The sequence below is a fragment of the Acidovorax soli genome, assembly GCF_014207955.1.
Lineage (GTDB): Bacteria > Pseudomonadota > Gammaproteobacteria > Burkholderiales > Burkholderiaceae_C > Acidovorax > Acidovorax soli_A.
In genome coordinates this window covers 45,376-65,796 of the sequence record NZ_JACHLK010000024.1, presented here as the reverse complement: position 1 = coordinate 65,796, position 20,421 = coordinate 45,376, and the positions used below count along the sequence as shown (strand labels likewise).

The 20,421-nt window shown below is 70.2% G+C and carries 16 protein-coding genes; 11 read left to right on the top strand and 5 right to left on the bottom strand.

All coding sequences use genetic code 11. The annotated features are described in order from the left end of the window. The first annotated feature begins 138 nt into the window (after positions 1-138). The 5 genes from HNP48_RS32810 to HNP48_RS32790 all read left to right on the top strand — a co-directional run bounded on the left by HNP48_RS32810 (position 139) and on the right by HNP48_RS32790 (position 6,753). Positions 139-3,426: a diguanylate cyclase domain-containing protein gene (locus HNP48_RS32810; protein ID WP_184865365.1), complete on the top strand. Its 3,288-nt coding sequence runs from the start codon at positions 139-141 to the stop codon at positions 3,424-3,426. Between the two features lie 79 nt (positions 3,427-3,505). After that, positions 3,506-4,324 (top strand): ImmA/IrrE family metallo-endopeptidase, encoded by an 819-nt coding sequence (locus tag HNP48_RS32805; protein WP_184865356.1) that lies wholly within the window; start codon positions 3,506-3,508, stop codon positions 4,322-4,324. Next, positions 4,303-4,944, top strand: a complete 642-nt coding sequence (locus HNP48_RS32800) for a VOC family protein (protein WP_184865354.1) — start codon at positions 4,303-4,305, stop codon at positions 4,942-4,944. Before HNP48_RS32805 ends, HNP48_RS32800 begins: the two co-directional genes overlap by 22 nt. 24 nt (positions 4,945-4,968) lie before the next feature. After that, positions 4,969-5,532 carry a DUF6891 domain-containing protein gene (locus tag HNP48_RS32795; RefSeq protein WP_184865352.1) on the top strand — a complete coding sequence of 188 codons (564 nt, stop codon included), beginning with the start codon at positions 4,969-4,971 and terminating at the stop codon, positions 5,530-5,532. An 84-nt stretch (positions 5,533-5,616) separates the two neighbouring features. Further along, positions 5,617-6,753, top strand: a complete 1,137-nt coding sequence (locus HNP48_RS32790) for a GntR family transcriptional regulator (RefSeq protein WP_221480435.1) — start codon at positions 5,617-5,619, stop codon at positions 6,751-6,753. A 148-nt stretch (positions 6,754-6,901) separates the two neighbouring features. Here HNP48_RS32790 and HNP48_RS32785 read toward each other — a convergent pair whose 3' ends face one another. Further along, complete coding sequence (locus HNP48_RS32785) at positions 6,902-8,266, bottom strand: adenylosuccinate lyase family protein (RefSeq protein WP_184865347.1); 1,365 nt, start codon at positions 8,264-8,266, stop codon at positions 6,902-6,904. 203 nt (positions 8,267-8,469) lie between these two features. Between HNP48_RS32785 and HNP48_RS32780 the strand changes: the two genes are divergently transcribed. The 4 genes from HNP48_RS32780 to HNP48_RS32765 all read left to right on the top strand — a co-directional run bounded on the left by HNP48_RS32780 (position 8,470) and on the right by HNP48_RS32765 (position 14,260). Further along, positions 8,470-9,501, top strand: a complete 1,032-nt coding sequence (locus tag HNP48_RS32780) for a porin (protein WP_184865345.1) — start codon at positions 8,470-8,472, stop codon at positions 9,499-9,501. Positions 9,502-9,515: 14 nt separating this feature from the next. Beyond that, positions 9,516-10,502: a tripartite tricarboxylate transporter substrate binding protein gene (locus tag HNP48_RS32775; RefSeq protein WP_184865343.1), complete on the top strand. Its 987-nt coding sequence runs from the start codon at positions 9,516-9,518 to the stop codon at positions 10,500-10,502. Positions 10,503-10,840: 338 nt separating this feature from the next. Further along, a complete protein-coding gene (gene fusA, locus HNP48_RS32770; protein WP_184865341.1) occupies positions 10,841-12,901 on the top strand; it encodes an elongation factor G in 2,061 nt (686 codons plus the stop codon). A gap of 165 nt (positions 12,902-13,066) precedes the next feature. Further along, entirely contained in the window at positions 13,067-14,260 is a 1,194-nt protein-coding gene (locus HNP48_RS32765; protein ID WP_311773885.1) for an MFS transporter, read from the top strand. Here the strand turns inward: HNP48_RS32765 and HNP48_RS32760 are convergent. Further along, positions 14,244-15,713 carry a PLP-dependent aminotransferase family protein gene (locus HNP48_RS32760; RefSeq protein WP_184865337.1) on the bottom strand — a complete coding sequence of 490 codons (1,470 nt, stop codon included), beginning with the start codon at positions 15,711-15,713 and terminating at the stop codon, positions 14,244-14,246. The two genes, HNP48_RS32765 and HNP48_RS32760, sit on opposite strands and share 17 nt — an antisense overlap. A gap of 109 nt (positions 15,714-15,822) precedes the next feature. Here HNP48_RS32760 and HNP48_RS32755 point away from each other — a divergent pair, with 109 nt between their 5' ends. Both HNP48_RS32755 and HNP48_RS32750 read left to right on the top strand, forming a co-directional pair. Continuing rightward, entirely contained in the window at positions 15,823-16,488 is a 666-nt protein-coding gene (locus HNP48_RS32755; RefSeq protein ID WP_184865335.1) for a pyridoxamine 5'-phosphate oxidase family protein, read from the top strand. Positions 16,489-16,655: 167 nt separating this feature from the next. Next, a complete protein-coding gene (locus HNP48_RS32750) occupies positions 16,656-17,012 on the top strand; it encodes a hypothetical protein (RefSeq protein WP_184865333.1) in 357 nt (118 codons plus the stop codon). A 7-nt stretch (positions 17,013-17,019) separates the two neighbouring features. Here HNP48_RS32750 and ispF read toward each other — a convergent pair whose 3' ends face one another. From ispF to HNP48_RS35740, 3 genes are read right to left on the bottom strand one after another with little or no spacing between them, the layout of a single operon-like run. After that, positions 17,020-17,499 (bottom strand): 2-C-methyl-D-erythritol 2,4-cyclodiphosphate synthase, encoded by a 480-nt coding sequence (ispF, locus tag HNP48_RS32745; protein WP_184865331.1) that lies wholly within the window; start codon positions 17,497-17,499, stop codon positions 17,020-17,022. A gap of 32 nt (positions 17,500-17,531) precedes the next feature. Further along, positions 17,532-18,440, bottom strand: coding sequence for a 2-C-methyl-D-erythritol 4-phosphate cytidylyltransferase (locus HNP48_RS32740; protein ID WP_184865329.1), 909 nt, complete (start codon positions 18,438-18,440; stop codon positions 17,532-17,534). A gap of 45 nt (positions 18,441-18,485) precedes the next feature. Then, the gene (locus HNP48_RS35740) at positions 18,486-20,411 is read right to left on the bottom strand and encodes a DUF4253 domain-containing protein (protein WP_184865328.1); all 1,926 of its coding nucleotides are present in this window, start codon (positions 20,409-20,411) and stop codon (positions 18,486-18,488) included. Positions 20,412-20,421: the final 10 nt, after the last annotated feature.

The following is a 20,421-nucleotide window of genomic DNA, read 5'->3' as shown; positions in this document are numbered from 1 at the left end:
CTTTTCATTTTACCACCCCGGGCCCGGCATGGCCCGCACAGCGTGTGGGCCTGGGCCAGCGCGGGTTCGGGGTTTATCCCTCCTGGCGCAGGCACCAACGGAGGCGTAACATGTTGTCACATAAACAGGGGCAATGCGATGGCCCGTACCGTGCGCGACCGGCATGCAACCACCTCTCTGGCACTGGGGGTGCTGGGCAGTGCTTTTGCCTTTGCTCTCGTCCTGCGCGCGGCATTTCCGCAGTTGGCGCTGGGCAAGGTGTTCACCGATGCGGTGGCGCCCGGCATCCACGCTGCGCTGATTTTGTTGCTGCTGGGCGCAGCCCTGTGCCTGCGCGCCTTTCCCGAGACCCGCCGGCCCGCCCAGGCCGCCGCCTCGCTGCTTGCAATGGTGGCCGGCCTGTACAGCGCACTGGCGCTGTGGCATGCGCTGGCGGGGCCCGACGCAACAACCGCCCTGCCCGGCTTCATCACGGGCAGCAACTTTCGCGCTCCGGGGGGCCACCACCTTTCACCCAATGGCGGCGTGGCCCTCATCGCCTGTGCAATCGCCCTGTGGTGCGCAGCCCCCGAGCGCCGTATCCGCTACCGGCGCGCCGGCCTGATGGCGCTGGCGCTGCTGGTGGCCGTGGCCGCGCTGGGCCTGGCTGGCCACCTGATGGGACTGGAGCTGTTGTACCGCGTGGCCTCGCACAACCAGGTGCGGCTGAGCACGGCCCTGGCCCTGCTGGTACTCGCTGCGGGCATTTGGCAGTTGCGCGACATCGTCACCGCCGACCCGGCGCGCGAGCCCCTGCGGCTGGAGCGGCGCATCACCTACCGGGCCATCACCGTGCTCACCCTGGTGGCCGTGGGCGGAGGCATTGCCGGCTTTGCGGCCATGCGCGAGACCTTCGAGAAATCGGTACTGCAATCCATGGAGCAGTCGGCCCGCACCTATGCACAGGCCTTGGACGACGCGCTGCGCAGCAGCCTGGCGCTGTCGGCCGCGGCGGGCGACGGCCCTGCACTGGCCCTGGCCCTGGAACGCCTGAACACCGCACCGCGCGACGCGCCGGCCAGCGAGCAGCTCGAAAAGCTCATGGCCGCCTACCTCGTGGGCGGCGTCGAAGGGGTGCGCTTTCTCGATGCGCGCGGCCACCTGCTGCGCAGCTCCGGCCTGTTCCTGGGCGACAACGCCCGCTCCGTCGAGCCCCTGGACCTGGATGGGCCGCAACAGGCCGAACTGCGCTGGAACGCCGGCTATGTGCTGCGCACCCTGGTGCCGGTGCGCCAGGGCGGCGCCGTGGTGGGCCAGGTGGTGATGGAGCAGAAGCTGCGCCTGTTCGACCGGCTGATGGACCAGATGCGCCGCTCCACCGAGTCGGCCGACGCCGTGGTCTGCCGCCGCCGCGCCGACGTCGCCGCCTGCGCCCCGAGCCGGCTCTACCCCGCGCCCTTCACCGTGCCGCTGTGGACCGCCGCGGGCAAGCCCAGCCTGCCCATGAGCCTGGCGCTGCTGGGCCAGAGCGGCGTGAATTACGCGCGCGACCTGCGCGGCGTGCCCGTGGTGGCCGGCTACGGGCCCATCGGCAGCTACGGCCTGGGCCTGGTGCTCAAGACCGACGTCACCACGCTGTACGCACCGCTGCGCGGTCAGTTGCACCTGATCGTGCTCTCGGTGCTGGGCCTGGTGGCCGCCGGCACCTGGGCGCTGCGCGGGCGCGTGCGGCCGCTCTTGGCCACGCTGGTGCAGGAGCAGCAGCGCAGCGCCGACATCCTGAACACCGCGGGCGATGCCTTCATCGCCGTGGGCGCCGACGGCCGCGTGACCGACTGGAACCCCGAGGCCGCGCGCATGTTCGGCTGGGGCGCCGCCGAAGCCATCGGCCGGGACATGGTGGCCCTGATGGGGCTGCGCATTCCCCCGCATGCACCGCTCACCCACTATGCCCAGCTCGTGGACCTGGGCCGCAGCCTGGCCCCGGGGCGCCCCGCCGAGCTGCTCGGCCGCCACCGCAACGGCAGCGAGGTGCCGGTGGAGGTGATGATGGCCGTGCAGGCCACTCCCGCGGGCCCGGTGGCCAACGCCTTTCTGCGCGACATCCGTGCGCGCCGCGAGGCCGAGCAGCGCCTGGCGCGCAGCGAGCAGCGGCTGCGCGACGTGCTGTGCAACCTGCCGGCCGTGGTCTGCCACTTCGACGCCCGCCAGCGCTGCCTGTTCGCCAACGACTACGCACTGCAGTCGCGCGGGCTGATCGCGCGCCCGCAGGTCGGCCTGTACGCGCAGGAGCTGCTGGGCGACGTGCAGTACGCACTGCACCTGCCCTACCTGATGGAGGCGCTGGCTGGCCGCCGCGCCCAATTCGAAGGCTGCATCGACCACGAGGGCACGCCCCGCCACCTGCAAAGCCACCTGATCCCCGAGTTCGACGGTGGCACCAGCGTGGGCGAGAGCGAGGGCAGTGCGCCGCCGGCCGTAGTGGGCTTTTACCTGATGTCCTTCGACGTCACCGCCCTCAAGGAACTGCAGCTGCGCCAGGAGCGCACCGAGCGGCGGCTGCGCGCCATTGCCGACAACCTGCCGGTGATGATCACCTACATCGACCGCGCACACCGGCTGCAGTTCCTCAACCACACCTTCGAGGAGTGGACCGGCATCCCCATCGAGCATGCGCTGGGCAAGCCGCTGCCCGACGTGATCGGCCCGGCCCTGTATGCCCAGCGCGTGGACCCCCTGCGCCGCGCGCTCACGGGCCAGCGCGTGCAGTTCGAGGTCGAGTCCGAGGCCATGGGCATGCGCCGCATCCTGCAGACCGACTACATCCCCGACATGCTGGCCGTGGGCGAGGTGCTGGGCATCTACACGCTGACCACCGACGTGACTGCGATCCGCCAGTCCGAGCGCCGCATGCAGGAGCTGGCCATGACCGACACCCTGACCGGTCTGGCCAACCGGCGCCAGTTCGACATCCACCTGGCCGCCGCGCTGCAGGCCAGCCGGGTCGCGGGCACCGGCATGGCGCTGATGTTCCTGGACATCGACCACTTCAAGGCCATCAACGACACCTGGGGCCATGCGGCCGGCGACACAGCCCTGGTCGCCATGGCCGAGCGCCTGCAGGACGCCGTGCGCAGCACAGACTTTCCGGCGCGCATCGCGGGCGACGAATTCGCCGTGGTGCTGCCCCATCTGTCGTCCTGCGATGAAGCCCAGACCGTGGCCAACAAGGTGCTGCACGCCATCCGCGAGCCCCTGCCGCAGCTGCAGCACAACATGCCCCGGCAGATGAGCGCCAGCATCGGCGTGGCCTACCTCGCCCCCGGCGACCACCCCGTGCGCCCCACCGACCTGCTGCTGGCCGCCGACCGCGCCCTGTACTCGGCCAAGCACGGCGGGCGCGACGCCTGCGCGGTGCACCAGGTGGATCTGCGGGAGCTGGGGTGAGAAGGGCCGGCCCCGCAACCAGCACCCTGGCGGCCCGGCGCCGCAGCCCGATAATGGGGGCCCGCAACCCCAAAACCCCATGCGCCCAGGCTGGAACCCCGTTCGACGCAACCGGAACATCGGCACCCCGACCCAGGGCCATGGGGAGGACAACCGGCTCACCATCCCCGAATCGTGGCATGACCGCAGCGTCTACTACGAGCGCCTGGGCGACTGCCCCACCTTCACCCAGCGCATCAACGGACACACCCTGAGGTTCTTTGTCGAACCCACCCGCACCGGCTGGTTCCACCCCTGCTCGGTCGAAGACGCGCTGGAAATCCTTTCGCACGTGCCCGCCCAGGACCTCGCGATCCTCGACTTCATCGTGATGCGCCAGCCCACGCGCAAGCAGCGCATCCTCAGGCCCGTGTGGGGGCGCGCAGTGTTCGCGTTCGAGAAGGCGCCCCATGCCGGCACCGCCATCGTGCTCGAAGCGCAGCACCTGGGCACCACCGTCTGGCGCAACGCACGGGACCCGCAAGACCAGCGCGAGCTGGACAGGCTGCAGGCCGATGGCCACCAGATCCGCAAGACCCGGCGCAGCATCACCATTGCCCCCACCGCCGCCAGCCTGCGCAACACCGTGCTGTACCGCACCCTGCTGCACGAGCTGGGCCACCATGTGGACTACCGGCGCTTCACGGGCGATGCATGGGATAGCCGCCCGTCGGCACAGAAGGAAGACTTTGCGCACCGCTACGCTGCCGAGCAGATGGGGCTGCTGCGGCAGGCGGGCGTGGCGCCATTCGACCCGCAAGCGGATGCTGCCCTGCGACGGGTGCTGGGATTGAAGGATGAATGGTTTGTGCCACCGCAACATGGCACGATGGATCCATGCCCACCCTCGACCACCTGACCGTCATCGCCCCCACGCTCGCCGATGGCGTGGCCCATGTGCGCGGATGCCTGGGCATCGAGATGCCTTATGGCCGCCAGCACCCCGACATGGGCACGCACAACCACCTGCTCAAGCTGGGCGAGGATGTGTACCTGGAGGTGATCGCCACCGACCCGGCGGCACCACGGCCGGCGCATGCGCGCTGGTTCGGGCTGGATGACCAGACAACAGTGCGGGAGGCATGGCTCAGTGGCCGCCGCTTGCGCGGCTGGGTGGCGCGCACGCAGCGGATGGATGCGGTGCTGGCGCGGCACGGCCATATCCTGGGCCACAAGACCGAACTCTCCGCCGGGGCGGCGCCGCCCTACTTCTTTGCCATTCCGCCCGGGGGCACGCTGCCCGCCGCGGGTGTGGCCCCAAGCCTCATCGACCGAGGCCAGCGCCCGCCACCCCTTGCGGCCATGCCGGACCTGGGCGCGCGGCTGCTGCGCTTCGCCATCGAGCACCCGGACCCGGCCATGGTGCAGGACCTGTATGCCACGCTGGAGATCGCGAACCCGCCCCAAGTGCACAGGGGCGATACTGTGCGCTACCGCGCGGAGATCGAAACGCCCGGTGGACTGAAGACCCTGTACTGACCCATCACCGACCAGGAAGCCCGCATGCCACTCGACGCCGATGCCCTCACCGAAATCCAGTCCCTCGTGCGCGGCGGCTTCGAGGACCGCGAGCGCATCGTCGAGATACTGACCGAAGAACTGTATGCGCCCGGCGAACTCGACGCCGATACAGTCGAACACGCCGTGGACGCGGCGCTGCATGAGCACGAGCAAGCCAAGAAAAGTTGGCCCGCCACCACCGATTGCGACCGGCTCGATGCCGCTTTCGAGGCGCTGGCCCAGCGCGGCGTGATCGCGCTGCACAACGCGGGCTACACGCAGAGCGACGGCTACAGCGATGTGCGGGAAGCCCATGCGGACGCGCCGGAGCCGGGCCGCATCGTGGGCTACTGCTTCTACCATGGCCAGGACCTGGCGCGCGCGGTGGACGGCGGCGGCCTGTTCCTGGCTTTTGGCCCGATGGATGCGCGCACCGAAGAGACCGAGGGCCCGCGCATCGGCCGGATCATCACCGAAGCGCTGCAGCACGCGGGGCTGCAGGTGCAATGGGACGGCACCTTCAAGCAGCGTATCCACATCGCGGACTTTGACTGGAAGCGGCGCTGAGGCTTTTGTATCGCCGGCCAAGGCCTGCCGGTGTGAGCGCAGCGCCGGCGCACCGTGCAATTTGTGGTGTATTGTATTGACACCATGCGCAGCACCGCCAGCTCCCCGCCCGACCTCGAACAGTTCCTCGATCAATTGGCCCACGAGGCCCGCCCGGGCGACCGGCTGCCCACCATCCGCGAGCTGATGAAGCGCTTTGGCGCCTCGCAGATGCTGGTGCAGCGCGCCTTCCAGGGCCTCAAGGACCGGGGCCTGATCGATTCGCAGGTGGGCCGGGGCACCTACTTCCGCGGCGCGGGCGCCCGCCCGCCCGCGGCCGCGCCGGCCGAGGGCGAACCACAACGGCCCCGGGCCGCCCCTGCCAGCACGGTGCAGTCCAACATCAAGTCGGTGCTGCTGCTGCGCCGCTCCATCAGCATCGCGCGCGGGCGGGTGCTGGTCGAAGGCTTGCAGCGCCGGCTGGCGGCCGAGGGGCACCGGGTGCTGGAGCTGTCGTACACCGACCCCGACCATGCGCTCACCGTGCTCAAGGGTCTGCCGCGTTTTGATGCCTGCGTGGTGCAATCCACCTTCAAGGCCATCCCCATCGCCCTGCTGGCCGCACTGCGCGACAAATGCGAGGTGCTGGCCGTGGATGGCGCCGCCCTGGTGGGCGCCGACGTGGAGGCCGTGGGCACCGAATGGGGCGAGCCGCTGGCCGCCGCCATCGAGCAACTGGTGCAGCAGGGCCACCGGCGCATCGCCTATGCCACCACGGCCCACCCGTTTCTGGCCACGCAGCTCGGGCGGCGCCGCTTTGCCCACCTGCAGCACACCCTGCCCGGCGTGGAACTGACCGAGATCACGCAGGACGCGCTGCCGCATGAGGACTACACCGCGCGCCTGGTGCAGCAGCTGCAGGCCAGCACCGAAACCACCGGCGCCCCGCCCTTCACCGCGCTGGTGGCCTGGGGCATCGAGGACGGCGCCCTGTTCCAGCGCCTGCTGGCCCAGGCCGGCATCGCCGTGCCCGCACGGCTGAGCGTGGTGCTGCTGGGCCGCACCGACCTGGCCAACGAGCATGCAGACTTCTTCGACGTGGTGGGCTGCAGCGTGGCCGACCAGGTGCAGGCCCTGCACGGCGCCATTGCCGCGCGCTGGGCCGATGCCGGCCGGCCCTATGGCGTGCACCTCACGCCCGTGGTGCGGCGCGCGGGTGCATCGGTCGCCGCGCTAACCTGAGCAGCCAGTGTGCTGTCCCACAAATAAGTGGTACTAAAACCGTGTCTTTCACGCCATGGCTGCGTTGCAAATCCTCGCGATAGCACCGGCTATCGCTGCGGTTTGCGCCTTGCCATGGCGCGAAATCCATCGGTTTTACTTGTACCACCTATTTGCGGGACAGCACACCAGGCGCCACACGCGCCACGGTCTGCACCGTGAGCGCGGCCGACTCGCCCACATAGGCCGCCGCATCCAGCGCCTGCAGCAGGTCGGCCGGCAGTGCACGGCCCTCGAACGGCGGCAGCGCACGGATCGCCTCCACAAAGGGCAGCCCTTCGGACTGCGCGCGCTGCGCCGCCGCGTAGAGCAGCCGGTGCGCCTCGTGCCGGCCCATGCGCTGGGTCAGCCGCATCATCACGGCTTCCGATGCGATCAGCCCCTGCGTGAGCCCCAGGTTGCGTGCCATGGCCTCTTCATCCACCACCAGCCCGCGCGCCAGGCGCGCCAGCGTTTCGGCCAGCGAGGTGGCAATGATGGCGACTTCGGGCAGCAGGGTGTCGGCCACATTGGTGGCCGATGAATCGCCCTCGTCCATGCGCACCATGGTGTCCTGCGCGGCCTGGGTGCGCGTGCGCAGCATGCGCGCCAGGCTCACCAGCAGCAGCGCGGTCGATGGGTTGCGCTTTTGCGCCATGGTGGAGCTGCCCACCTTGCCCAGGTGAAAGGCCTCGGCCACCTCGCCGATCTCGGTGCGCTGCAGAAAGACCAGGTCCTGCGCGATTTTCTGCGCCGTGCCCGCCAAGAGGCCCAGCGCGGCCAGGTAGTCGCCCGCCCGGTCGAAAGAGGCGCGCAGCGGCAGCGCCGCGGGCTGCAGGCCCAGTTGCTCGGCCAGACGCGCCTGCACCGCAGGCCCCAGCGGCCCGGTGGCGGCAAAGGTGCCGATGGCCCCGCCCATGCTGGCCGGGAACGAGGCGGCCAGCCGCTCGGCCAGGCGCTGGCGGCTGCGGCCCAGTTCGTCCACCCAGCCCGCGAGCTTGAAGCCCAGCGTCATGGGCAGCGCATGCTGGCCATGCGTGCGCCCGGCCATGGGCGTGGCCTGGTGCGCCAGGGCCAGCGCGGCCAGCGCGTCGATGGCCGCACCCAGATGCCCCGCCAGCAGCGCGTGCGTGCGCTGCATCTGCAGCGCGCTGGCGGTGTCGAAGATGTTCTGCGTGGTCGCGCCCCAGTGGATGTAGCCGGCCGCCGGCTCGCCGCACAGCTGCTCGAAGCGGTGCAGCACCGGCACCAGCGGGTGCTGGGCAAAGGCAATCGCCTCGGCCAGCTGCGGCAGGTCGAACAGCTCGGCGCGCGCGTGGGCGGCGATCACCGGCGCCGCCTCGGCCGGTATCACGCCCAGCTCGGCCTGGGCGCGGGCCAGCGCGGCCTCTACATCGAGCCAGGCCTGCAGGGTGGCCGTGTCGCTCCACAGGGCCTTGGCCTCGGCATTGAACCAGTGGCCCGTGATGAAGGATTCGAACATTCCGACCGCCATGTGTGCTCCGTTCATACAACCTAGGGTATGTCCCTGGATTGCATTTGTATTGCATTGATTTGCCTAGGAATCGAATCGAACGCTTATGCCGTATCGGTCACCTCCTGGCATCGATTGAATTGCATTGTATTGCACAATTCAAATTCAATACATACAATTTGCCCGTCAGCCACAAACCCCATCCAATCGGAGACAGAACCACCATGACGCGGCATTCCCCCGCAGGCACCCTTGCCTGCTCCACCCCCTCCCTCGCCCTGCTGCTGGCCCTGGCCGGCCTGGGCACCCCCAGTGCGGTGCAGGCGCAGTCCTCGCTCACCATCTACGGCATCGTCGACCAGGGCCTGGCGCGCGCCAACGGCGGCACCACGCCGGGCGCGCTGCTGCCCGGCCGCGGCGTGACGCCGCTGGTGTGGACGCTCAAGGCCGGCAACACCTCGCGCCTGGGCTTTGCAGCGCGCGAGGACATGGGCGGCGGCCTGTATTCGCGCTTCCAGCTCGAGCACCGCTTTGCCGCCGACACCGGCGCGCCCAGCAATGCCAGCGTGTACTGGCTGGGCCGCTCGGTGGTGGCCGTGGGCAGCAAGGACTGGGGCGAGGTGTACGCCGGCCGCGAATACTCGGCCGCCTACACCGTGGCCCTGAACGCCGACCCCACCTACTGGAGCTATGTGAGCCAGCTCGGCTCGGCCTATACCTACGCCAACTACACGCCGGTGGCCGCCACGGTGGAGGCTTCCAACATCCGCTGGGCCAACACGGTCGGCTACAAGTCGCCCACCATCGCGGGCGTGAGCGCCGAGATCGCCGCGGCCCTGGGCGAGGGCACGCGCAGCAACGCCACCTCGGGCAACCTGCAGTACAAGAACGGCCCGGTGTGGCTGGGCGCCGCGTTCGACCGGCTCGACTCCAGCACGCACATGGAGCTGGTGGCGGGCGGCTACGATTTCGGCGTGGTGCAGGCCAAGGCCAGCGTCAGCCGCGCCAAGGGCGGGCTCAACGGCGATGCCACGGCCTACAGCGTCTCGGCCCTGGTGCCGCTGGGCTTTGGCCGCACCTACATCATGGTTGGCAGCCTCAAGCCCGCAACAAATCTCGATTCGCAGATGATCGGCCTGGGCCTGCAGTACGACCTGAGCCGCCGCACCCTGCTCTACACCAACCTGGGCACCGCCAAGCGCGATGGCCTCACCCGCACCACGGCGATCGATTTCGGCGTGAAGCACACGTTCTGACCAGGAGGCATGCCATGCAACGCAGACAACTCCTGAGCCAGGCCGGCGCCATCGCCGCCGGCACACTCGCCCCCACCCTGGTGGCCCATGCCCAGGGCGACAGCAACAGCAAGCCCATCTCGCTCATCGTGGGCTACTCGGCCGGCGGCAGCGCCGACCTGGTGGCGCGCATCGTGGGTGCCGAGCTGGGCAAGCGCCTGGCGCGCACCGTCATCATCGAGAACGTGGCCGGTGCCAGCGGCATGCTGGCCGCGCAGCGCGTGCTCAATGGCCCCGCCGATGGCAGCCTGCTCTACATGGGCGGCACCGACACGGTGGTCGTGCCCATGGTCAACGCCAAGGTCAAGCTCGACTGGGACAACGACCTGGTGCCCGTGGGCCGCATGAGCACCGTGCCTATGGTCTTCGCCGTGCCCAAGGCCGCGCCGTATGCCAGCCTGGCCGACCTGGTGGCCGCATTGCGCAAGGGCGGCAAGGACAGCATCAACTTCGCCACGCCGGGCATCGGCACCATGCAGCACCTGTACGGCGCGCTCATCAACAAGCAGGCCAAGGTCGCCATGCTGCACGTGCCCTACCGCGGCGGCACGCACATCACCAACGACCTGGTGGGCGGCCAGGTGGACAGCGCCATGCTGGTGCTCTCCACCGCCATGCCCTTCCTCAAGGACGGCAAGATCAAGGCCCTGTCGGTCTCCGACACGGTGCGCGTGCCGCAGTTGCCTGACGTGAAGCGCATCGGCGAAGAAGACGGCTTCACCGGCATGGCCCTGCCCCTGTGGCAAGGCCTGTTCCTCAAGGCCGGCACGCCCGCCGCCACCGTGGCCGCGTACGACAAGGCCCTGAAGGAAACGCTGGCCCAGCCCGAGCTGCGCCAGAAGCTGGCGGACGCGGGCATCACCGTGGCGCCCATGGCCGGGCCCGAGTTCAAGGCCTTCATCAAGCCGCAGGCCGCGCTGTACCGGGACATCGTGACCAGCTCCAAGATCACAATGGAGTGACGGCACCAAGGTTTGCGCAAGGCACCGCCCTCTCCTGGTGGCTTTGGCGGTGACTTGGTCGCGATGGCGGGCTGTGCCAGGTTCCGATGGGGCCCCTGCACCATGCCCGCCAGTTTTTTCCCAGCGACTGGCCACAGCAGCCGGGCTTTGCAGGGCCAGTGCTTACTGGCAAAGCCGCGCGTTGTTTTGTTCAGGCCACCAGGCCAACCTGAGTCGGCGGCGCAATCAACTTGCACCGGCGCGGCCAATCCCGTACGCTGGCTCCACATCCACACGCAACGCGTGAGCCCCCTTCAGGCCGCCGGGTCGGTCTTGCGGGCGCGCAAAGGAGTCCAGCCATGCCAAACCGCTCGAACGGCCTCGCGGCCGAAATGCAATCCGTGCGAACGCTGGCGCTCGTGGGCGCTGCGGCCGCGGGCAAGAGCTCGCTCGCCGAGGCCCTGCTGTACCAGGCGGGGGCCATCGGAGCGTGCGGCAGCATCGAGCGTGGCAGCACCGTGAGCGACCACGACCCGCTGGAGCGCCGCATGCAGCACTCGCTCAATGCTTCGGTGATGCACCTCACGCATGCCAACACGCGCATCCACCTGATCGACACGCCCGGCGGCCCCGACTTCCTCGGCCAGAGCATGCCGGCGCTGGAGGCGGTCGAGACGGCAGCGGTGGTCATCAATGCCGCCACCGGCATCGAACCGATGGCGGTGCGCATGATGGCATACGCCGCCTCGCGCCGCCTCGCCCGCATGGTCATCGTCACCAAGACCGACGCGCAGGGCGTCTCGCTGGCGGGCCTGTTGGCCGACATCCAGGCGACCTTTGGCCGCGAATGCCTGCCGCTGAACCTGCCCGACAGGGTCGGCAGGCGGGTCGTGGACTGCTTCTTCAACCGTTTCGGGCAGTCTGACTTCGGCCCCGTCGAAGCGGCGCACCGCGCGCTGGTGGAGCAGGTCGTCGAGGTCGACGCGGCCTTCGTCGACCGCTACCTCGAAGACGGCGACATGGATCCGGCCGAACTGCACGCGCCGCTCGAGCAGGCACTGCGCGAAGGTCACCTGATCCCGGTGTGCTTTGTCTCGTCGCGCAGCGGCGCCGGCGTGGCCGAGCTGCTGGATGTGATCGTCAAGCTCCTGCCCGATCCCACCGAAGCCAACCCGCCGAGCTTCATCGCTGGCGAGGGCGCAGAGGCCATGCCCATGGAGGCCAAGCCTGACCCGACGCTGCACGTGCTGGCGCATGTGTTCAAGGTCACCATCGACCCCTTTGTCGGCAAGATGGGCATCTTCCGCGTGCACCAGGGCACGGTCACGCGCGACAGCCAGCTCTACATCGGCGACGGCCGCAAGCCCTTCAAGGTGGGGCATTTGTTCATGCTCCAGGGCAAGGACCATGTCGAGGTGTCGCATGCGGTGCCGGGCGACATCGTGGCGGTGGCCAAGGTCGACGAGATCCATTTCGATGCCGTGCTGCACGATGCGCAGGAAGACAGCCATGTGCATCTCGCGCCGCTGGCGTTTCCGGTACCGGTGTACGGCCTGGCCGTGGAGCCCAAGCGCCATGGCGACGAGCAGCGCGCCTGGGAGATCCTCGGCAAGCTCGCGGCCGAAGACCCGTGCCTGCGCATCGAGCACGTGGCCGCGACCAATGAGACGGTTCTTTACGGGCTTGGCGAGCTGCACCTGCGCATCGTGCTCGAACGCCTGCGCGAGGTGTACCGCTTCGAGGTCCAGACGCGGCCACCGCGCATCGCCTACCGCGAGACCGTGACCGCACCGGCCGAGGGCCACCACCGCCACAAGAAGCAGAGCGGCGGCGCCGGCCAGTTCGCCGAAGTCTTCCTGCGCATCGAGCCGCTCGCGCGCGGCGCGGGCTTCGAGTTCGCCGACGAAGTCAGGGGCGGCACGATCCCGGGCCAGTTCATCCCCGCCGTCGAGAAAGGCGTGCGCGAGGTGCTGGCGAGCGGCGCGATCGCCGGCTACCCCGTGGTCGATGTGCGCGTTGTGGTGTACGACGGCAAGCACCACAGCGTGGACAGCAAGGACATCGCCTTTGCGACCGCCGGCCGCAAGGCCTTCATGGCGGCGATCCGCGAAGCCCGGCCGGCCGTGCTCGAGCCCATCGTCCAGGTCGAGATCTCCGTGCCCGAGCATTCCGTTGGCGACGTCACCAGTGACCTGTCGTTGCGGCGCGGGCTGGTCACCGGCACATCGGGCCGGGAGGCCGGCACGGTGGCCATCGGCGGGCAGGTGCCCGAGGCTGAGATGGCCAACTACCAGTCGCGGCTCAATGCGATGACCAGCGGCCAGGGCCGCTACACCACCGCGTTGTCGCACTACGAGGCCGTGCCGCCGGCCGTCCAGCAGACACTGACGGGGCAGTACCGGGTGCGCGAAGAGGACTAGGGCCATTCAGAGCGGGAAGCGCAGAATGCATCGGCGCAGCCGCCCCGGGGATCACCAACCAGTTCCCTGCACGCCACGCCCGCGCACTGCACAATCCCCCGCATGCCACCGTCGCCTTCCTCTCCCACGATCCCCCCCTCACCACGCACCCAACCCCTCTGGCTCATGCTCCTGGCCCTGCTGTCAGGCTTCGCACTCAGCCAGGCCTACCGCACCACCGCCTCCATCGTGGCCCAGGGGCTGCAGGCGGACTTTGGCCTGGGTGCCTCGTCGCTGGGTGCCTTTGCCGGGCTGTTCGGCCTGTCGTTCGGCATCGCGCAGCTGCTCATGGGCATTGGCCTTGACCGCTATGGCCTGCGCCGCACGGTGCTGGCGGCGGCGCCGCTGGGCATTGCCGGCGCGGCCCTGTCGGCGCTGGCGCCCAGCCATGGCTGGCTGATGGCCGGGCAGGTGCTGATCGGGGTCGGCTACTCGCCGGCGTTCGTGGCGTGCACGCTGTTCATTGCACGGTATTTCTCGGTCGAACGCTTTGCCTTCTACTCGGGCATGAGCATGGGCGTGGGCAGCCTGGGCCTGATCTTCACCGGCACGCCGCTGGCCTGGGTGGTGCAGCACTGGGGCTGGCGCACGGGCTTCGGCCTGCTGGCGGTGCTGAGCGTGCTGTCGTGGGTGCTGATCTTCGCGCTGGTGCATGAACCCGCGGCTCCTGATGCAGCGCCCACCCCGCAGGAAAGCTGGGGGCAGTCGCTCGCGCGCTTTGCCGAGCTGCTCACCGTGCCCCACACCTGGGGCATCGTGGTGCTGGGCATGTCGTGCTATGCCGCCTTCCTCACGCTGCGCGGCCTGTGGCTGGGGCCCTTGCTGACCAACCGGTTTGGCTTTTCACTGCTGGACAGCGGCAATGTGGCGCTGGCGCTGTCATTGATCGCGGTCTTCACCCCGGCTGCCTTTGGGCGCATGGACCCGGGCACCCGCCGGCGCCGCGCCTGGATCGGCAACGCCTCACTGCTGATGGCCAGCCTGTTTGCGCTGCTGGCCTTTTTGCACCACGGCGCGGCCACCGTGGCATTGATCTTTCTCATGGGGCTGCTGTCGGGCTATGGCGTGCTGCAGTACAGCGATGCGCGCGCCTCCTACCCGGCCGAGATGACCGGGCGCGCCCTGTCGCTGTACACCATGTCCATGTTCCTGGGCGTGGCGCTGATGCAATCGGTGACCGGCCTGGTGGCGGCCTGGGCCGGGGCGTGGGGCATCGAGCCCTACCGGATGGTGTGCCTGGCCATAGCGGCCTGGCTGGCGCTGGCCTCGTTGGCGTTCAGGCTCCTGCCAGTATCCCCACTGATCACCCAGCCGCGCTGACCACGCCCGCCAGCTTTTTCACCAGCGGCTCCATGGCTTCCACCGGCACCTGCGCATAGCCCAGCAGAAAGCCGCGCCAGGGCTGGGCGCGCAGGCCCACGGCGTGCAGGCTCAGGGCTGGGGCCATGATGCCGTGCTGCGCCATGAGGCGCGCGCTCAGCGCCACGTCGTCGGCCGCGCCGTCGTGCAGGCGCAGCGCCAGGTGCATGCCGGCCGTGCCGCCGTGCACGCTGGCCACATCGCCCAGGTGCTGTGCCAGCGCGGCCACCAGCGCATCGCGGCGCTGGCGGTACAGGCGGCGCATGCGCCGCAGGTGCAAGGCGAACTGGCCGCTCACGATGAACTCGGCCAGCGCGCGCTGCTCGGCCGTGCGCCCGCGCGGCGCGGCGCGGTCCAGCAGCAGGGCCAGCGCGGGCGCCAGGGCCGTGGGCACCACCATGAAGCCGATGCGCAGGCCCGGGAAAAACGTCTTGCTGAAGGTGCCCAGGTAGACCACGGGCGCATCGGGCGCCAGGCCCTGCATGCAGGCCATGGGCGGGCCGTCGTGGCGGAACTCGCTGTCGTAGTCGTCCTCGATCACCAGCGCGCCGGCCTGGCGCGCGCCGTCGATCAGTGCCAGACGCCGCGCCAGGCTCAGCACGCTGCCCACGGGGTACTGGTGCGAGGGCGTGGTGTAGATGAGCCGCGGGCGCTGGCGCAGCCAGTCGCTGGCGGTGGGGGCCATGCCCTCGGCATCGACCACGATGCCCACGGTCTTGAGCTGCGCCGCGCGAAAGGCCGCCACCGCGCCCTGGTAGCCGGGGTTCTCCATCCACACCTTGTCGCCCGCGTCGGCAAACGCGCGGGCGGCCAGGTCCAGGCTGCCTTGCGTGCCGTCGGTGATGAAGACCTGCGCGGCCTCGACCAGCGCGCCGCGCGCCACGCGCAGATGGCCGGCAATGGCCTCGCGCAGCGCGGGCTCGCCCGCCGGGTCGGCATAGTTGAGCTCGGCAGGCCGGAGCGAGGCCCAGGCCTTGTCCAGCGTGCGCCGCCAGCGCAGCACCGGGAACTCGCCCAGCGCCGGCACACCCGGGGCGAACGCGGCCGCGGTTTCGGAGCCCGGCAGCGCCGGCATGTTCTGCGCGCGCCGCGACAGGCTGGCACGCGGTGCAGGTGCATCCTGCCGGGGCTGCTCGGCGGCCGCCAGCCGCCCGGCCAGGGGCGCCACCACGCTGCCGCGCCGGTTGGCGAGGATGAAGCCCTCGCTCGCCAGTTGCTCGTAGGCATAGAGCACGCTGTTGCGCGCCACGCCCAGCTCGGCCGCCAGCGCTCGGCTGGCGGGCAGGCGTGCGCCGCTGGCCAGGGTACCACTGCGTATGCCCTGGCGCAGGCATTCGTGCAGCTGGCGCTGCTGGGGCCAGCGCGCGTGCGCCGCTTGCGCCTGGAAGGCGCTGAACATCAGCTGGAATTCCATCGCCGTTTTCTGTGGCCCTAAAAAATAGTCGTATCGTGGGTCTTATTCTGGCACCACGCAGGTCCTACATTCCGCTCCCTCAGCAACTTCTCTACCGGAACCACGACCCGTGAACGACACCCCTGCCACCGCCCTGCCCCCGACCGACCGCACGCGCGTGCGCCGCGTGGCCGAAAACGCCCGCTACGACCGCGCCACGCTGCACGCCATCATCGACGCGGCCTACCTGTGCCATGTGGCCTTTGCCGACGACAAGGGCACGCACTGCATCCCCACGGCCTGCTGGCGCGAGGGCGAGCACCTGTACATCCACGGCTCCAACGGCGGGCGCCTGATCAAGTGGCTGGGCAAGGGCATCGACGCCTGCGTGACCATCACCCACCTCGACGGCCTGGTGCTGGCGCGCTCGGCCTTCAACCACTCGATGAACTACCGCTCGGCCATGGTGTACGGCCGCTTCGAGCCCGTGGCCGACAAGCACGCCTCGCTGGCGGCTCTCATGGACCACCTGGCCGTGGGCCGCCAGGCCGAGATCCGCGCGGGCAACGACAAGGAATTCGCGGCCACCACGGTGATGCGCATCGCGCTCGATGAAGCCGCCTGCAAGGTGCGCAGCGGCCCGCCGGTGGACGATGAAGAAGACATGCAGCACCCGGTGTGGGCCGGCGTGCTGCCGCTGGTGCAGGTGCGCGGCGCGCCCGTGGTGGACCCGCTGAACACCGCGGCCACGCCGGGCTACGTGCAGGCCTGGGCCGACACCGCACGCGCCGCTTGACGGCAGGGCCGGTGCATCCCCCGATCGGGGGATGGCGTCCCCGTGGGCCCATGGCAAACTGCGCGCCCGCACCGGCGTTGCCGAGACCCACCACCACCTACCCGCAGCCCTGCCACCATATGCAACGGATTCAATCCCCCACCCTCGCCTGCGCCCTTCTTGGATGCGTGCTGTACCTTGCCCCCTTCGCGCTGCAGGCCCAGCCCGGATACAGCCTCAAGGCAGTCGAGGCGAATCCGATTCCCAAGCAGCAGCACTTCGACCTGTGGCGTGAGGTGGCGCTGCAGCAGTGCGACGACGCGCCTTCACGCCACAACATCACGCGCGCGCAATGCGCGAGCCTGGTGAAAGAACGCTCAGACACCTGCGCGGCCCAGCAGTCCGGTTCGGCCCCCCAACTCATCCGCACCACGGCAGTGGCCAAGGACGTGGGCCGCAAGTACCTGCAGTGCGTAACGCCCCACTACTTCTGCAAGGGCATCGAAGTGCGCACCGAGGCCGAAGCCCGCGCACAGTGCAAGTGATGGGTGTTCAGGCCTTGTAGATCAGCGCGGCCGCCCGCGCCTCCATCGCCAGGCCCTGGCCCACGGGCCCCAGGCGCTCGGCCGTCTTGGCCTTCACGTTGACCTGGTCGGGCTCCACCTGCAACGCCTTGGCGATGCATTCGCGCATGCCCGGGATGTGTGCGGCCAGGCGCGGGGCCTGGGCCACCACGGTGCTGTCGACATTGCCGATGGCGTAACCCGCGGCGCGCACGCGACGCGCGGCCTCGGCCAGCAGCACGGCCGAATCGGCCCCGCGGAACTGGGCGTCGGTGTCCGGAAAATGCCGGCCGATGTCGCCCAGGCCCGCCGCACCCAGGATGGCGTCGGTGATGGCGTGCAGCAGCACGTCGGCATCGGAGTGGCCGAGCAGTCCCATGGTGTGGGGAATGGTCACGCCGCCAATCACCAGTGCGCGCCCGGGCACCAAAGCGTGCGTGTCCCAGCCTTCACCAATCCTGAAATTCATGTGTTCCTTTGGTCTCGCCCCTGCGGGGCGGATTAAAAAATGGTCTTGCGCCCGGTCTCGCTGGCGCCCAGCCCGCGCTCGCCGCCAAAGCGCGCCAGCGTGGTGCCATAGCCGCGCTGGGCCAGCACGGCCTCGGCCAGTGCGAAGTCGTCGGGGTAGGTCACCTTGAAGTTCTGCGCGCCGCCGGGCACCAGGCGCGGGTGCAGGCCCATGGCCTCCATGGCGCTGGCCTCATCGGTCACATTGGTGCCCACGCGGGCCAGCGCATCGAGCAGCGGGCCGATGCGGAACATCTGCGGCGTCTGCGCCAGCCACTTGTTGCTGCGGTCCACGGTGGAGGCCACACGCACGCCGCCCGGCCCGTCGAGCGATGTCTTGAGCGTGTCGGCCAGTTGGTGCGCGAGCAGGCCGCCCACCGAATCGTTGGCACAGGCGTCGATGAGCCGGTCGATCTGCTCGGCCGTGACCAGGCAGCGCGCCGCGTCGTGCACCAGCACCCAGTCATCGCGCTGGGCGCCGCGCGCCTGCAGAGCCTGGAGGCCGCCCTGCACCGTGGCGGCGCGTGTGGGGCCACCACAGTCCACCACGAAGTAAGAGGGGTGCGGGTGCTGGTCCAGGTAGCGGTCACCCGGCGCCACGGCCACCAGCGTGCCCGCCAGCCGGGCCACACCCGCAAAGGCGGCCAGCGTGTGCATGACCATGGGGTGGCCTGCCACCAGGTGGTACTGCTTGGGCAGCTGCGGCGTTGATGGCAGCGGCTCGCCCGCCGCCCCGGCCAACGCACCGAAGGCCGAGATGGTGGAGCCCGCCGGTGCCGCCGCAGGTGGCGGCGCCACCGCGCGCGACCCCGTGCCCGCGCACGGCACCAGCGCCCAGAAGCGCCCTGCAGTGGGGGCATGCGGGGCGGCGAGCGAGGGTTGCAGCAGCGGGTCGATGGTCATGAGGCTGACATTTTAGGAGGCTTTGCCCCTCGCTACCGCCAATCCTCAAGGCCGCTCGTGCAGGAACCAGGTTCCATGGCCCACCAACCCCAACGCATGGTGGCGCAGCGCAATGCCAGGCAGGGACAGGGTGCATGGCGCCGCCAGGTCCTGTTCGCGCGCCAACACCAGGGCCGTATCGAAATCCCCGGGCGGGCGGCGCACCGCGAATTCGAGCATGGTGCCGTAGTGCGCCCACAGCTCGGCGCCATGCTGCTCGCGCCAGCGGCGCAACAGCGCGATGAAGCCGTCGGCGGGGCCGCGCTCCATGCCGTACCAGTGCAGGTAGGCCAGCGCTTCTTCGCTGTGGGGCGTGGGCAGCAGCACCAGCCAGGCGTTGTCGGGGTCGAAGCGCTCCTGCCGGCCGCGCCCGGGGTCGGCCACGCCCTGGGCGGCTTCGAGCGCGGCCAGCCAGCGCTCAAAGCGCAGGCGGTCGCCTGCGCACTCGGCCCAGGCGGCTTCGAAACCGGCGTCATCGGCGGAGATACCGGCTGCCTCCAGCTCGCTGCGCCAGGCGTCCAACTGGTCCTCTTCATCCAGGGGATACGAGCCTTCCACCAACTCGGCCAGCAGGTCTTCGGGGTCAAAGGCGCGCGCGGTCGAGACAAAGGAGCGCGGCGACACGTCATCGCGCGCCGCCCCCTGCTCGTAGGGGAAGCGCATGAACAGGTCTTCGGCCAGCGCCTGCGCATCCGGAGCCTCGGTGCTCCCGGTCCACAGCGTGGTCACCACAGGCCAGCGGCCACTGCCCTGGTCGACCAACGCGCGCGCCGCCTGCCACAGGGCCTGGCGTTCCGGCACCGGCACCTGGGCCGCCCAGGCGATCTCGCCGCTGTCCGTGCCGGCGTGGCCGGGCACGGGCAGCACCAGCCAGTCCAGCCCCGCCAGGGGCGTGCCCTGCAGGCGGGCCAGCCAGGCTTCGCGCGACTCGGTAGGGGTGCCTGCGACCTCTGCGGGGGGTGCGGGCTCCACAGGCCCGGGCACGGTGCGCGTGCCCAGGGCGGCCAGCCAGTCGGCCGCGGCCATTTCATCCACGCCCACAGCCTGTGCCAGGCGGCCCGCGCGCAGCAGGCGCGTGGCGGCAGGCACCACCGCCAGGTCGAGCAGCCCGCTGGCGGCAGCCGGCGCATCGTGGGCCAACCAGGCGGCGGCCACTTCGGTGGCATCGCCGTCACGCCCCTCGTGCGCCAGCAGCAGCCAGGCGGCCTGCCAGATGTTGTGCACCAGGTAACCACCGGCGAAGCCAGTAGCCTGCAGGTAGGCGGCCATGGCACGCGCAATGTCCAGGGTGTCCGTGGCCTCGGCCGCAGGCGCCACCTCGATCTGGCCAGCCGACTGCAGCTGCGCCAGCATGGCGGCCACCTCCCCCTCGGGCAGGCCCAGAGCGATCAGGTCCTCGGCCGTGGGCACCTCCTCGCCCAGGGCCTGGGAGGCACCCCGCTGCCGGGCAATGCGCGCCTTGAGCACCAGTTCCGCATCCATGCAGAAGGCCCCAAAGGCCACATGCGGCCGCGGGTCCCCGGACGCGCCCTGGCGCTCCACCAGGGTGGCGAGGAAGCCGGGCGACCAGCCCTCGCCCGCAGGCGCCAGTTGCAAGCGGCCCGGCAGGGCCAGGGACTGCAGCAATTGCCCGGTCTGCTCCCCGGCCCAGTCGGACAGTGGCGCGGCATCCATCGCCTGCTGCTCGCCCACCGCAGGGCAGCCCTGCCCGGCGAGCAGGGCCACCAGGGACAGCAGGCGCTGCACCTGCGTGACCAGCGCACCGTGCGCCGGCAGGCGCCATGCCCCTTGCGGCTGCAGCAACAGGCGCAGCGCGGCCAGGGCCTCGCCCGCGTGGCCCGCCACGGCAGCCAGCCGCGCGTTGGCCAGCAGTTCGTCCAGGGCGCTGTCCAGGCGCGGGGCGTGCACATGTCGGGTGGTCAGCGGGGTCAAGGCGATTCCT